Origin of the sequence: Pseudomonas sp. FP2335, from assembly GCF_030687535.1 — a bacterium.
In the GTDB taxonomy this organism is placed as follows: Bacteria; Pseudomonadota; Gammaproteobacteria; order Pseudomonadales; family Pseudomonadaceae; genus Aquipseudomonas.
The window spans coordinates 2,352,181-2,365,326 of sequence record NZ_CP117437.1; the positions used below are offsets into that span (position 1 = coordinate 2,352,181).

Genomic DNA, 13,146 nt, shown 5'->3' on the forward strand with positions numbered 1-13,146 from the left:
GGTGGCATTGCTGGTAGAGGTGTTGGCTGAACCACCGCTTTCGCGGGCAAGCCCGCTCCCACAGGTGATTGGTGTTGATGGATAGTGAGTGTTCGGCTAGAGATCGCCCAGGCACTGCCAATCCCCAGTGGGAGCTGTCGAGCTTTAGCGAGGCTGCGAAGGCGGCGGCACTGCTGGTAGAGAGGTTGCGCCGCAACCATAGAATCTCCCACACCCACACAATCCCGTTCCCACATCGGAAAATAGCTCGGATTGTCGAGCGTCGCTGATTACCATGAGCACTCACTCCTGACTGATGTGCTCCCCATGGCCCTGGCCGCACCCCCCGACCTCAGTGATCATGCCGTTCCCGTGCAGCCCCTGGCACGCACCTATCCGCGTGGGTTGTATGTGGAGCCCCATAGCCATGACTGGGGTCAATTGCTCTACGCCATGAGCGGCGTGATGTGGGTCGAAACCCCGCGCGAAGCCCTGGTGGTGCCGCCCCAGCGTGCTGTCTGGTTGCCGCCGGGGGTGGAGCATGGGATTCGCGTGGTGTCGGAGTTGCAGATGCGCAATATCTACCTGCGCCCCGCATTGGCAGCGACGCTGGACAGCCAGGTGCAGGTGATCGAGGTCGGCGGGCTGCTGCGCGAACTGATCGTGACCTTGGTGGACGAGGGCGACAGCGGTGATGCCGGCTACTACGACGCGGTGGTGCGTCTGGCGTTGCTGGAATTGCAACGGGCGCGGCGCTCGCCAATCCGCATCGCCATGCCGATGGACGCCGACCGTCGTCTAAGCAATGCGTGCCAGGCGGTGATGGTCGCACCATCCCTGGACATCTCCTTCGAACAACACGCCGCAGCCGCCGGGGCCAGCGTGCGTACCTTGTCGCGGTTGTTCCAAAGCCACCTGGGCATGGGCTTCGCCGAATGGCGTCGCCAGGTGCAACTGGCCACGGCGGTCGCGGAGTTGATCCAGGGCCAATCGGTGAGCAGTATCGCGCGCGCTCTGGGTTACTCGCCAAGCAGTTTCAGCGACATGTTCCGCCGCGCACTCGGTGTGGCGCCGTCGCACTATGTCGGCTGAGGAATTGGCCGAAATCCTGAAGCACTTGGCCGATGCGTGAGGAGGGCGGGCTCTAGACTGAGCCCATCAACCTACAAGGCGCCACCCCATGAACTACCTCATTTCTCTCGCCATCGGCCTGTTTGTCGGCGTGATCTACGGCGCCTTGGACTTCCGCTCGCCCGCGCCGCCGGCCATCGCCCTGGTGGGTTTGATGGGCATGTTGCTCGGCGAAAAGCTCTGGCCCCTGGGTCGGCAGCTGGTCAGCGGTTGGTGGTCCTGATTTCCCTTTTCCCTGCGATGGATATTGGTCATGAAAGCACTGCAATTTTCCGCTACCGGCGACCTCAACGCCCTGCGCTTCGTCGACGTCGCCACCCCGGTGCCGGGCGCCGATGAAGTGCTGGTGCAGATCAAGGCGGCAGGCTTGAACCCCAGCGATGTGAAAAACCTGCTTGGGCGTTTCCCTTACACCACGTTGCCGCGCATTCCCGGACGTGACTTCGCTGGCGTTGTCGTCGAAGGTCCGCAGGCGTTGCTTGGCCAGGAAGTCTGGGGCACCGGTCGCGACCTCGGTTTTTTTGCCGACGGTTCTCATGCCGAATACCTGAAGGTGGCGGCCAACGGCGTGGCCCGCAAGCCCAGCCATCTGAGCTTCGCCCAAGCCGCCAGCCTTGGTGTTCCCTACACTACCGCCTGGGATGCCCTGGAGCGCAGCGGTGTGGGCAAAGGCACGCGCTTGCTGGTGATTGGTGCCAATGGCGCCGTCGGCGGTGCGGCCTTGGCCCTGGCGAAAATCCGTGGCGCCCAGGTGCTGGCGGCGGTACGGCGCCCGGAGCAGGTTGAGGCATTGCAAGGGCAGGGGGTAGACACGATTGCCCTGGGGCAGCCGGAGGACTTGGGTGCACAGGTCAACCGCGTGTTCACCGGCGGTGCCGATGTGATCTTCGACACCACTGGCTTCTGGCTGCCGGCGGCCGTGGCCGGTCTGGCGCCGTTTGGCCGTATCGCGATCATCGCCGCGCCGCTGGACGGTCATGTGCAACTGCCAGCCCTGGCCTTGTACCGCAAGGGCGGGTCGGTGGTGGGGATCAATTCGTTGCTCTACAACTGCGAGCAATGCGCGCGGATGCTGGAGCAGTTCGGGCGGTTTTTTGATGAGGGGTCGCTGCCGCTGCCGACGGGGTTGCGGGAAGTGGCGTTGGCCGATGGTTTGGTGAGCTATGAGGAAGTGAACAGCGGCAGTGCAGACAAGATCATCTTCTTGCCTTAATGCCATTCAAATGAGGGAGGGGCGAGCCCCCTCCCACAGCTTGATCCCTATCAGGCCTCGGGAACGCCGTTTTCCCACGCCGACCAGTTCTTGAGGATCGCCTGTACCAGCGGGTTACCCGTGCGATACAGGTTCTCCAGCGCCGGCACGAACCCACCCTGGTCCGCGTACTTCAGCAGGTTGTCCACTTCGCTGTAGCCCGGATAAGGCCGGTCGAAGTCCGACCCCGCTCGTACCACCGCCAAGCGTTGAATATCCACTAACCCTTCGCGGCTGGCGCGCAGCAGTGCTTCATAGGTGGAGTTGTCCTCCTGCTGGGTGGTGCAGTACTCGCCTTTGTTGTCGGTGAGCAGCTTGGTCCAGACTTCGGCGCGTTCACTCAGGCGTGTGCCGGAGAACCAGGTATTGCCCGCCAGGGTGTCGCAGCGCGTGACCTGCGGCGGTTGATTGGCCGGGGCGGCCGGGTAGTGTTTGCGCCAGGCAGCGGATTCCTTGCTTTCGCTCAACTTAACCTGGTGCGACAGGGCAAACGCCTTGGCCTGCAACTTGGGGTTGAGCTCAAACACTTCGGTCTTGTAGTCCAGCGGCGGCTTTTCGTTCGGGCCTTTGGTGTTGATGCCGATGTAACCGGTCGGCCAATCCTTTGGCGCGTCCCGCGAGTCCAGTTCCCACTGCGTGCCGAACTCCACCAGATAGTGAGCCCAGGCCGCAGTGCCGATGGTGCCATGCTTGGGGCTGATGCCGGCGATCCCGGCGATCAGGAAGTAGCTCTGGCGCAAGTCGAACTTGGGCGACAAGGCCAGCGCCAGGGTCGACGCGGCGGCATTGGTCTGGCCCATGCCGGTCACCAGCAGGCAGACGTCCTGGGTGTTGCAGCGGATTACCGGGTATTCGGCAGAAAGGCCCGGTACGCGGACTTCCTGCTTGAGTTCCAGGCGATCGATCCAGGTCTGTGCCTCGGGGGCGAACATGGTGATCAGCATCACCTTGGGCTTGATAGGCGCATCCGCCAACACCACAGGGGATAGCAGGGCCAGGCCGACGGCCAGCGAGAGACGGGTAAACAGTTTCATCCAAAGCTCCTTGATCAGAATTGATAACCGACGCCGGCGTAGTAACCCCAGCCGTCCGAACGGGCGCGGAAGTTGCCTTCGCCAAAATTCAACTCGCTGCCGTCCTCCCAGTTGCCGCCGTTGTGAAAGTAGCGACCGACCAGGGTGAAGCGCAGGTGGGTGAACGAGTACAGCAGCACGTTGGTTGCCACCAGGGAATTGGCGGTGCGCGCCGGGTTGTCCTTGTGCAGGTCCGAGCCGAAATCGTAGTTGGTAAAGCCGATGTAGGTCAGCGAGGCACCGTTGTCGAAGCTGCTGATGGGCACGATGTATTTCATTTGCGCACGGTAGCCGTCCCACGAGTATTCATTGCTGGCACCATAGTTTTCCCACTGATAACGCCCGTAGAAATTCGCCGACAGGTTGACCCGCGAGTGAGTCTCGATTTCGGTGCCCAGGCCGCTGTACAGCGTGTTGGCGCGGTTGGCCTGGTTGCTGCCGTGGTCGTAGATCCAGTCGAACGCCACATACCATTCCTTGAACGGCCCGATGGCCAGGCTGCGGCCCGCCAGGTAGTCGATGGAGATGCGCGGCTCGTGCTCCATGAACACTGGCGAGCCATGGTCCCACGCGCCTTTGTCATTGCTGTTACCGATGCCGAGGATCTTGGGCACGTCGATGTAGCCATACAGCTCGAACGGCCCCTTGCGGCCGAAGTACTCGTATTCCAGGTAGATGTCGTCGGACGGCTTGGGGCCGAAGCTGATGTCTTTGCTGCCGATAAGTGTCAGGTCCTGATTGAACCAGTCTGACAGGTAAGCGCCTTTTTTCGTCGGGCTGGCTTCCGGGCTCAGGGTTTCGCCCTGTGCTGAGTCATCGACGGGGTTTTCCTGCGCCAAAATGGGTGCGCTGAGTACTCCCGTAACGACAGCCAGTAGCAGGGAAACACCAAGGGCGCAGGGGTGCCTTGAAGTGGAATGCATTGAAAATCCCTATTCGTACGCGGTTTGAACCCAATTCTTCGGGTCGTGGTGAACTTGGCTGGCAAGTTCGTCCCGCAAACGTTTGCACAGGCTGTACCAACTTTGTCTATTGGCTTGAATAAGCAGGGAAAAAGCGTGATTAATCGACCTTTTGGTCAGAATTGACTGGGTGTCATTGTGTCGAGGCGATTGAACAGATGCATCGCGGTTTCCCGGCGGTATTCGCTCGGCGTCTGCTGCATCTCGATGCGAAAGTGCCGGTTGAAATTGGACAGATTGGCGTAGCCCACTTCAAAGCAGATTGCCGCCACCGACATCTCGCTTTGCAGCAACAACCGGCAGGCGCGTTGCACGCGGAACTTGCGCATCAGGTCGATAAAACCGTGGCCGGTGTTGCGCTTGAAGAAGCGCGAGAAGCCCGGCTCGCTCATCTCCAGTTGCGCGGCGATCTCCGACAGGCGCACGTCACCTGTGAGTTCGCGCATCAGGTAATCGAAGGCCTTGTTGATGCGCTCGGCGCTGCGTGCATCCAGGGTCGGCGCGTAGCACGGGCTGGCCAGTGCCTGGACGTGCTGCGCCGGGGCGTGCTTGAGGGTGTCGAGCAGTTGCAGGAACAGGATCAGCCGCTGCAGGCCCTGGGCGCGGCCGATGTCTTCCATCAAGGCTGCCGCACGCAGCGCGGTGTCGCCGTGAAATTGCAGGCCGCGTCGGGCGTGCTCGAACAGCGGCTGCAAGTCGCCGAGTTCCGGTAGGGTCTTGCGCAGGGCGAGGAGCGCGGTGCCGTCGAACTGCAGCACCACATCGCGACCGTGCAGGTGTTCGCCGGGGGCCAGTTCGCCAATCCAGTCGTGGGGCAGGTCGGGGCCGATCAGGGCGACATGGCCGGCGCTGAATGCACCGATATAGTCGCCCGCAACCAACTTGCCGCTGCCCTGGCGGATCAGGTGGATTTCAAATTCGGGGTGATGGTTCCAGCGCGCCAGGTCATAGGGGTAGTCGTGTTCGAACCAGCGAAAGCAGTGGTCCGGTTCGGGCAGGATCACTTCACGTTCGGCGGGGCGGTGCTCGAACAGCTGGGCGCGGCTGGCAGGCATGGCGGGGCTTCTTATGATTCTTGGAATCGCTCCAAAATACGCGCCTCGAGCGTGGCCGCGCTACCCCTGTTTTTGCCCGGGACTGATACTTTTTTAACCCGCGAGTGACGGTTAAAAAAGTACCACTCGCGCGTCCGCCATGGGTTTGTGGGGGCTTGGCCAAGCTGCTGTAATCGGCCCTCAACAACAAAAACAACAGGTGGAAACCGCCATGCTCAAGCTTACGCAAGCATTGTTCCTGCTGTCCGGCCTGGCCTCGGCCATGGCCAGTCACGCCGCCGATACCGTGACCATCGCCACGGTCAACAACAGCGACATGATCCGCATGCAGCGTCTGTCCAAGGTGTTCGAAGCGCAGCACCCGGACATCAAGCTCAATTGGGTAGTGCTCGAAGAAAACGTGCTGCGCCAGCGCCTTACCACCGATATTGCGACCCAGGGCGGGCAGTTCGATGTGCTGACCATCGGCACCTACGAAACCCCGCTGTGGGGCGCCAAACACTGGCTGGAACCGCTGACCGGGCTGCCGGCCGGCTATGACGCCGACGACATCTTCCCCTCGGTGCGCCAGGGCCTGTCGGTCAACAACACCCTTTACGCCTTGCCGTTCTACGGCGAAAGCACCGTCACCTACTACCGTACCGACCTGTTCGAGCAGGCTGGCCTGAGCATGCCCGCGCATCCGACCTGGACCCAGCTTGGCGAATTCGCCGCCAAGCTCACTGCCAAGGACAAGGATCAGTACGGCCTGTGCCTGCGCGGCAAGGCCGGTTGGGGCGAGAACATCGCGCTGCTGAGCACCATGGCCAATGCCTTCGGCGCGCGCTGGTTCGATGAGCAGTGGAAGCCCGAACTGACCAGCCCCGAGTGGACCGCGGCGGCCAATTTCTACGTCAACAACCTCAAGCAATACGGCCCGCCGGGGGGGTCCAGCAACGGTTTCAACGAAACCCTGGCACTGTTCAACAGCGGCAAATGCGCGATCTGGGTCGACGCCAGCGTCGCCGGCTCCTTCACCACCGACAAGAGCCAAAGCAAGGTCGCCGACCGCACAGGCTTCGCCGCCGCGCCGACCGAAGTCACCGACAAGGGCTCCTCGTGGCTGTACGCCTGGTCCCTGGCGATCCCGGCCACTTCCAAGCACAAGGACGCGGCGAAAGCGTTTATCACCTGGGCCACCTCCAAGGACTACGTCCAATTGGTCGCCGATAAAGAAGGCATCACCAACGTCCCGCCAGGCACCCGCCAGTCCACCTACAACGACGCCTACTTGAAGGCCGCGCCGTTCGCCCAGGTGACCCTGGAAATGATGAAGCATGCCGACCCCGCGCACCCGTCGGCCAAGCCGGTGCCGTACGTGGGCATCCAATACGTGACCATCCCCGAGTTCCAGGCCATCGGCACCTCGGTCGGCAAGCTGTTCTCGGCGGCGCTGACCGGCGGCATGTCGGTGGACCAGGCGCTGCTTCAGGCCCAGTCCACCACCGAACGCGAGATGAAACGTGCGGGTTATCCGAAATGACTTTGACAGGAGCAGCCATGAAACGACTGGAAGGTAAAAGCGCGCTGATCACCGGCTCGGCGCGCGGCATCGGCCGCGCCTTTGCCCAGGCCTATATCGCGGAGGGCGCCCGCGTGGCCATCGCTGATATAAACCTGCAACAGGCGCAAGCGACCGCCGCCGAGCTGGGTCCACACGCCTATGCCGTTGAAATGGATGTCACCAACCAGACCTCCATCGACGACGCGATTGCCGCCGTGGTGGCCGAGGCCGGCAAGCTGGATATTCTGATCAACAACGCCGCGTTGTTCGACCTGGCGCCCATTGTCGACATCAGCCGCGCTAGCTACGAGCGACTGTTCTCGATCAATGTCGCCGGCACGCTGTTCACCTTGCAGGCGGCAGCGCGGCAGATGGTCCGCCAGGGCCACGGTGGCAAGATCATCAACATGGCCAGCCAGGCCGGACGCCGTGGCGAGCCGTTGGTGGCGGTGTACTGCGCGACCAAGGCCGCGGTGATCAGCCTCACGCAGTCGGCGGGGTTGAACCTGATCAAGCAGGGCATCAACGTCAATGCCATCGCGCCGGGGGTCGTGGACGGCGAGCATTGGGACGGGGTGGATGCGCTGTTCGCCCGGCATGAAGGTCTGGCGCCGGGGGAGAAGAAGCGGCGGGTGGGGGCAGAGGTGCCGTTTGGGCGGATGGGCACGGCGCAGGATTTGACCGGGATGGCGGTGTTCCTGGCATCAAAGGACGCTGACTATGTGGTGGCCCAGACCTACAACGTCGACGGCGGCAACTGGATGAATTAGCGTCGTACCGGGGTGTGGGAAGGGCTTGTGTAGGGGGGCGCTTGCTCGCGAAGGCAGAGTGTCAGTCGCTGGGGATGTTGACTGAGTCACCGCCTTCGCGGGCAAGCCCGCTCCCACAGTTGAGCTGTGTTGTTCGGCAGAACGCGTCAGTCCGCAAAGCTACGGTCGAAAAAGTAGATCTCTCCTGGCTTCAACACTTCCATCGTCGCCTGCGGTCTTCCTCCTTCACCCTGCTTCTTGCGCCCCGTTTCCTGCAAATACCCTGCCTCCGTCAGCTTCATCAGGCGCTGGCGAATACTGGTCTTCAACACCGGCCGCGCCAGCACCACGGAGAATATCGTGGTCGCCTCCGGTGCGCTGAACTCGTCGCCCAGGAACATCAACGGCAGGCTGCTGTACAACGACTTCGACAACAGCCGTTCCTGCACTGCCGCGACGATCAGGTTGTGGTCGAACGGCAGCTTGAGGCCGCCCTCGGCGACGGCATCCAGGCCAAACCAGGCCTGATGCGCGCCCAATTCCACCGCCTGCGCAACGATCGCCAGGTAGTAGGTGGACGACGACCAGCAACGCGGGTCGCGGAACGCATCCCCCACGGTGCCCACCTGTTCGCTCCAGGCCAGCTCAAAACCCACCTTGTCACTGGCGCGCAACCGCTCTAGCGCATCGTTGAGGCTCAGGTCCTGCACGCCGCCATTCACCACCACACCCGGTAGTGCCCAATGCCCGGCGAACGGTTCGGCTTCGCGCCTGTTGAGCAGCAGCTTCAATTCACCGGAGGCGCGGCAGTAGTACAACACGCACAGGTCGATGGTATGCAGGTAGGCGCTGAGTGACATGGAACATCCTTATGAACAGTGGCGGGGCACAGTCTAACGGATCGAACAGATATGTCATGTACTGAGTCCAGCATAGATAAACAAATGTTTCTTGCAATGAAAGTACATGACGTGTACTTTTGTTTCCAGGCCACAGGAGAACCGCCATGACCCTCGCGAAAACCGCCATTGCTTCATTCGACGTCGATGCCCAGAAGAGCTTCACGCCGCTGTGCCCCAACGAACTGCCGGTGGCCGGCGGCGACCAGATCGGCGCCGAGCTCAACTTCATGGCCAGCCTCGCCGGCCATCGTGTCGGCAGCAAGGATGCGCATACCCCGCACGCCCCGTGGGTGGTGGCGCAACACAGCGAGATGCTGCAACCCACCGGCCTGGCCCATGCCGATGTGACCTGGGTCAGCCACTGCGTACCCGGCACCGAAGGCTTCACCTTGCTCGACGAGTTGCCCACCCCGTATGACTACGACTACTTCATCTGGAAAGGCGTCGAACCCGACCTGCACCCCTACGGCGCCTGCTTTCATGACCTGCACGACAAACTGTCCACTGGCGTCATCGAGTACCTCAAAGCCCACGGCGTGAGCCGCGTGCTCGTCGGCGGCCTGGCCCTGGACTACTGCGTCAAGACCACCGCGTTGCAACTGCTCAAGGCCGGCCTGGAAGTGGTCCTGCACCTGCCCGCCTGCCGAGGCATCAGCGAAGAGGGCGGTGTGCAGGCGGTCAACGATCTGCTCAAGGCCGGTGCCGTAATTAGCAGCACCCGCGAAGAACTGGCCGCGATGGCCAGGCGTTAAGGAGAACCACCATGGAAAGTGCCTACGACTACGAATCCCCGGTGATCCAGGGATTGCTCGATACCGACTACTACACCTTCACCATGATGCAGGCCGTGTTGCACCAGCACCCCAACGTCGATGTGGAATACAACTTCATCGTGCGTTCCAAGGAAAAGCTCGGCCACTTGATCCCGCAACTGCGCGACGAACTGGAAAAACTCGCTGGCCTGCAGATGCGTGAAGGCGAGTTGCGGTTTCTGTTCAACCCGCGTTTTCGCGAATACCTCACCCCGGATTACGAGCGTTTCCTCGGCCTGTTCCGTTTCAACCTGCGCTATATCCATGTCAGTGAAGTCGATGGCCAACTGAACATCCGCGTGGTCGGCCCGATGCTGCACTGCATCATGTTCGAACAGCCGGTGCTGGCGCTGGTCAGCGAGTTGCGCAACCGCGACAAGTACCCCGACGTGAGCCTCGAAGACGTCACCCGCAAGCTCTACCAGAAGTTTGACTGGCTGGAGAAAAACCTCAGCCGCGACGAACTGGCCGACCTGCGCGTGTCTGATTTCTCCACCCGCCGGCGCCTGTCGTTCAAGGCCCAGCGCGAAGTGGTCGACATCATGCGCCGCGACTTCCCCGGCCAGTTCGTTGGCACCAGCAACGCGCACCTGGCCTATGAATTCGACTTGCCGCTGATCGGCACCATGGCCCACCAATGGCTGATGGTGCACCAGCAACTGGGGCGCCTGCGTGAGAGCCAGAATGCGGCGTTGGAGAACTGGGTGCGTGAGTACCGTGGCCGCCTCGGCATTGCCTTGACCGACTGCATCAGCACCGATTTTTTCCTCAAGGACTTCGACCTGTACTTCGCCAAGCTCTACGACGGCCTGCGCCAGGACTCCGGTGACCCCATCGCCTGGGCCGACAAAGTATTGGCCCGCTACAAACAACTGGGCATCGACCCGATGACCAAGGACCTGATGTTCTCCGACGGCCTGAATTTCGAAAAATGCCTGCCGATCCTGCGCCACGTGCGTGGCAAGGCCAGGTTCGGTTTCGGCATGGGCACCAGCTTGGCGTGTGATGTAGAAGGCGTCGAACCGCTGAGCATCGTGATGAAACTGGTGCGGGTGCACGGCGAGCCAGTGGTGAAGTTCTCCGATGACCCGATCAAGAATGTCTGCGAAGACGCCTCGTTTTTGCAGTACGCGGCACAGGTGTTCAACGTAGGTAGCGTGGAGGTGTGACATGCAAGAGCGTATTGCGCAGGAACTCAACATCAATCGGCGCTTGGTGGCGGGTGGCGAGCCCGGGGAAATCCAACGACGCATCGACTTCATCAAGACCACCTTGCGCCAGTCCGGCTGCCAAGCCCTGGTGCTGGGCATCAGCGGTGGTGTTGACTCCCTGACTGCCGGCCGCCTGTGCCAACTGGCGGTGGAGCAATTACGCGCCGAGCACTACGACGCACGCTTTATTGCCATGCGCCTGCCTTACAAAAGCCAGGCGGATGAAGCCGATGCCCAGGCCTCACTGGCGTTTATCACTGCGGACCAGGTCGATACCCTGAACATCGCCGCCAGCGTCGATGGCCTGATGGCCAGCCTGAGCGCCACTGAACCCAGCGCCGCCCACATCGACTTCATCAAAGGCAACGTCAAGGCGCGCGCACGGATGATTGCGCAGTACGCCGTGGCCAACCTGCACAACGGCCTGGTGGTCGGCACCGACCACGGTGCCGAAGCGTTGATGGGGTTTTTCACCAAATTCGGCGACGGCGCGTGCGACCTGGCGCCACTGTCGGGCTTGACCAAAACCCAGGTGCGCCTGCTGGCCACGGCGCTTGGCGCACCGGCCAGGCTGGTGCACAAACAGCCCACGGCTGACCTTGAAGAGCTGGTGCCTGGCAAGTTGGATGAGCACGCCTACGGGTGCACCTACGAGGAAATCGATGCGTACCTGATGGGCGAGCCGGTGAGCGAGCGGGTGAGGGGGATACTGCAGGGTGCTTACATGAAGACGGCTCACAAGCGCGCACTGCCAATTACCCCGATCTGACGCTGGAGTTTGCAGGTTTCATGGCGATAGGTCGTTATTTGTCGGCGAAAGCAACGTGCGGGGAGCGAGGAAAGTTAACCGAGAGGTATCGGCAAGCTCATGGGTGCTTGCAGGAACCATTCGACAGCCAGTTGCCACAGAGAGGAGGTCGATCCTGTGCGCGCCAACGAGTGGGGGTCGGCAGTTATCGATTCCACTATTTGAGGTTGTGCCATGTACCATTTAAGTCTTCATCAGGAATCGCTTTTCAATGGCGGTTTTATCCAGCGTAGTGAGCAGCCCGGAATTGCGCTTACCAGCATCTATATGAACGTGCCCAACTCATCAGTGGCCCGTGAGTTCGCCCACAACTTCGATCACTTCCGCAGGTTCGGCAGCGACTTTGTCACGCGTCCAAACCTTGAGTGGGCGGCCGGCCGCCAGCCGATGGGGGATAACTACGTCAACCGGATGACCTCCCTCGCCCGAGAGCTCCTCAGCCGTCCTGAAGTGAGCCAACTGCTGAGTAATCAAGTCAGCCGGGGCGATGCGGACGCTATGATCATGCATTTTGATCAACGGGAAGCTCCAATGCTGCGTGAAGCGCCCAAGTACCACTGCAGTGGCTTGCAGCAGCGGCCCGACGGTCAATTCAACTTTCGCTTGGCCCTTCAAGCCTCCCCGCAACTGCCGGCTTTGGACGGCCAGTACGCCAATCGCAGCCAGTGGAACGGCCCGGCCCAAGATTCCGGGAATCGTCCGTATGCCAATGACTCAAAGGAGGAGTTCTGCAACAAGATACTGGCGCGTTTCAGTGCCTTTGAAGATCCGAATTCTCCGGGCATGATCACCGACAAGTCCCTCAGTGCCGTTGCCAGCGGTTATCGCCTGGATGGCCAGCCCGCCACGCAGAAGGAGGTAGATCTGGCCAATGAACTGCTGGAGCGGGGTGGCTTGTTCAAGGAGCTTGATCAAAGCAGCATGGGCGTAATGGACGGCGCTTTCTCCAGGGGCAATTTGCAGTTCTCGTCGGACAAGTATCGCAATATGGGTGATCACGACCTGCTGCAAGGCGTTAAAGACAACTTCAGGCAATTCACCGCTGGCGCCAACGATAAGTACGTCAACGTCAATGAGTTGAAGGAAGCGGCAGGGCTTATCCCGTCCAATCGTACGTTCAGTCAGGAAGCCCGCCAATTGGCTGCTGAGCTTCTCAAACGTCCAGGCCTGCTACGAGACCTGGACATCGGTATCAAAGTGGAGAGTGGCAAGCCGGGCGCAGAAGACCAACGCTTCGATATCGACAACCTCAACCACATGCTCGGTAAAAGCTGATCGTCAGCGGGTTGAGGCACAGCGATGAGTCGGTGGCCCGGCTCATCGCTGCTGTTATCGGGAACCCGGACCGATCATCGTTTTAGGGCGTAGTAGCGGGCTTGCTCGCGAAAGCGGTCTGTCAGCTGGTGCAACCGCTGACTGATACACCGTTTTCGCGAGCAAGCCCGCTCCCACAGGTGATTGGTGTTGATGGATCGTGAGTGTTCGGCTGGAGATTGCCCAGGCACTGCCAATCTCCCGTGGCTGTCGAGCTTTAGCGAGGCTGCGCAGGCGGCGGCACTGTTGGTAGAGGTGGAGCGTTTCATCCTGACCATGGCAGATGAAGGGCGGCAAGCTGCGGCGTTCTGCATTCCTCGTTACTGGATTGGATCCATTTGCGGTATAAGCTCGC

13 protein-coding genes are annotated in these 13,146 nt (G+C 61.3%); 9 read left to right on the top strand and 4 right to left on the bottom strand.

All coding sequences use genetic code 11. The features are described 5' to 3' along the window. The first annotated feature begins 306 nt into the window (after positions 1–306). From PSH81_RS10615 to PSH81_RS10625, 3 genes are all read left to right on the top strand, one after another. The gene (locus PSH81_RS10615) at positions 307–1,071 is read left to right on the top strand and encodes a helix-turn-helix transcriptional regulator (RefSeq protein WP_370694892.1); all 765 of its coding nucleotides are present in this window, start codon (positions 307–309) and stop codon (positions 1,069–1,071) included. Between the two features lie 88 nt (positions 1,072–1,159). Beyond that, complete coding sequence (locus PSH81_RS10620) at positions 1,160–1,333, top strand: DUF1427 family protein (protein WP_192301089.1); 174 nt, start codon at positions 1,160–1,162, stop codon at positions 1,331–1,333. A 30-nt stretch (positions 1,334–1,363) separates the two neighbouring features. Beyond that, positions 1,364–2,323 carry a zinc-binding alcohol dehydrogenase family protein gene (locus PSH81_RS10625; protein ID WP_226457405.1) on the top strand — a complete coding sequence of 320 codons (960 nt, stop codon included), beginning with the start codon at positions 1,364–1,366 and terminating at the stop codon, positions 2,321–2,323. Between the two features lie 50 nt (positions 2,324–2,373). Here PSH81_RS10625 and PSH81_RS10630 read toward each other — a convergent pair whose 3' ends face one another. The 3 genes from PSH81_RS10630 to PSH81_RS10640 form a co-directional block, all read right to left on the bottom strand. After that, positions 2,374–3,396, bottom strand: coding sequence for a purine nucleoside permease (locus tag PSH81_RS10630; RefSeq protein ID WP_226457406.1), 1,023 nt, complete (start codon positions 3,394–3,396; stop codon positions 2,374–2,376). Between the two features lie 14 nt (positions 3,397–3,410). Then, the gene (locus PSH81_RS10635) at positions 3,411–4,358 is read right to left on the bottom strand and encodes a nucleoside-specific channel-forming protein Tsx (RefSeq protein ID WP_305392472.1); all 948 of its coding nucleotides are present in this window, start codon (positions 4,356–4,358) and stop codon (positions 3,411–3,413) included. A 155-nt stretch (positions 4,359–4,513) separates the two neighbouring features. Next, on the bottom strand, positions 4,514–5,452 hold the full coding sequence (locus PSH81_RS10640) for an AraC family transcriptional regulator (RefSeq protein ID WP_305392473.1): 939 nt from the start codon (positions 5,450–5,452) through the stop codon (positions 4,514–4,516). Between the two features lie 262 nt (positions 5,453–5,714). Between PSH81_RS10640 and PSH81_RS10645 the strand changes: the two genes are divergently transcribed. Both PSH81_RS10645 and PSH81_RS10650 read left to right on the top strand, forming a co-directional pair. Further along, a complete protein-coding gene (locus tag PSH81_RS10645; RefSeq protein WP_305392764.1) occupies positions 5,715–6,974 on the top strand; it encodes a sugar ABC transporter substrate-binding protein in 1,260 nt (419 codons plus the stop codon). Between the two features lie 17 nt (positions 6,975–6,991). After that, positions 6,992–7,765, top strand: coding sequence for an L-iditol 2-dehydrogenase (locus PSH81_RS10650; protein ID WP_226457409.1), 774 nt, complete (start codon positions 6,992–6,994; stop codon positions 7,763–7,765). Positions 7,766–7,911: 146 nt separating this feature from the next. Here the strand turns inward: PSH81_RS10650 and PSH81_RS10655 are convergent, their stop codons facing one another. Next, positions 7,912–8,604 carry an NUDIX hydrolase gene (locus PSH81_RS10655; RefSeq protein WP_305392474.1) on the bottom strand — a complete coding sequence of 231 codons (693 nt, stop codon included), beginning with the start codon at positions 8,602–8,604 and terminating at the stop codon, positions 7,912–7,914. Positions 8,605–8,750: 146 nt separating this feature from the next. Here PSH81_RS10655 and PSH81_RS10660 point away from each other — a divergent pair, with 146 nt between their 5' ends. From PSH81_RS10660 to PSH81_RS10675, 4 genes are all read left to right on the top strand, one after another. Next, the gene (locus PSH81_RS10660) at positions 8,751–9,398 is read left to right on the top strand and encodes a nicotinamidase (protein ID WP_305392475.1); all 648 of its coding nucleotides are present in this window, start codon (positions 8,751–8,753) and stop codon (positions 9,396–9,398) included. 11 nt (positions 9,399–9,409) lie between these two features. Continuing rightward, entirely contained in the window at positions 9,410–10,627 is a 1,218-nt protein-coding gene (gene pncB / locus PSH81_RS10665) for a nicotinate phosphoribosyltransferase (RefSeq protein ID WP_305392476.1), read from the top strand. A 1-nt stretch (position 10,628) separates the two neighbouring features. Next, the gene (gene nadE / locus PSH81_RS10670; protein ID WP_305392477.1) at positions 10,629–11,438 is read left to right on the top strand and encodes an ammonia-dependent NAD(+) synthetase; all 810 of its coding nucleotides are present in this window, start codon (positions 10,629–10,631) and stop codon (positions 11,436–11,438) included. A 213-nt stretch (positions 11,439–11,651) separates the two neighbouring features. Continuing rightward, positions 11,652–12,752 (top strand): hypothetical protein, encoded by a 1,101-nt coding sequence (locus tag PSH81_RS10675; RefSeq protein ID WP_305392478.1) that lies wholly within the window; start codon positions 11,652–11,654, stop codon positions 12,750–12,752. Positions 12,753–13,146 lie beyond the last annotated feature (394 nt).

Excerpts from the sequence above, each read along its gene's own strand:
- PSH81_RS10655 (WP_305392474.1), bottom strand. The coding sequence starts at position 8,604 with ATGTCACTCAGCGCCTACCTGCATACCATCGACCTGTGCGTGTTGTAC.
- PSH81_RS10645 (WP_305392764.1), top strand. The coding sequence starts at position 5,715 with ATGGCCAGTCACGCCGCCGATACCGTGACCATCGCCACGGTCAACAAC.
- PSH81_RS10640 (WP_305392473.1), bottom strand. The coding sequence starts at position 5,452 with ATGCCTGCCAGCCGCGCCCAGCTGTTCGAGCACCGCCCCGCCGAACGT.
- PSH81_RS10625 (WP_226457405.1), top strand. The coding sequence starts at position 1,364 with ATGAAAGCACTGCAATTTTCCGCTACCGGCGACCTCAACGCCCTGCGC.
- PSH81_RS10650 (WP_226457409.1), top strand. The coding sequence starts at position 6,992 with ATGAAACGACTGGAAGGTAAAAGCGCGCTGATCACCGGCTCGGCGCGC.
- PSH81_RS10615 (WP_370694892.1), top strand. The coding sequence starts at position 307 with ATGGCCCTGGCCGCACCCCCCGACCTCAGTGATCATGCCGTTCCCGTG.
- nadE (WP_305392477.1), top strand. The coding sequence starts at position 10,629 with ATGCAAGAGCGTATTGCGCAGGAACTCAACATCAATCGGCGCTTGGTG.
- PSH81_RS10635 (WP_305392472.1), bottom strand. The coding sequence starts at position 4,358 with ATGCATTCCACTTCAAGGCACCCCTGCGCCCTTGGTGTTTCCCTGCTA.
- PSH81_RS10660 (WP_305392475.1), top strand. The coding sequence starts at position 8,751 with ATGACCCTCGCGAAAACCGCCATTGCTTCATTCGACGTCGATGCCCAG.
- PSH81_RS10620 (WP_192301089.1), top strand. The coding sequence starts at position 1,160 with ATGAACTACCTCATTTCTCTCGCCATCGGCCTGTTTGTCGGCGTGATC.
- PSH81_RS10675 (WP_305392478.1), top strand. The coding sequence starts at position 11,652 with ATGTACCATTTAAGTCTTCATCAGGAATCGCTTTTCAATGGCGGTTTT.
- pncB (WP_305392476.1), top strand. The coding sequence starts at position 9,410 with ATGGAAAGTGCCTACGACTACGAATCCCCGGTGATCCAGGGATTGCTC.
- PSH81_RS10630 (WP_226457406.1), bottom strand. The coding sequence starts at position 3,396 with ATGAAACTGTTTACCCGTCTCTCGCTGGCCGTCGGCCTGGCCCTGCTA.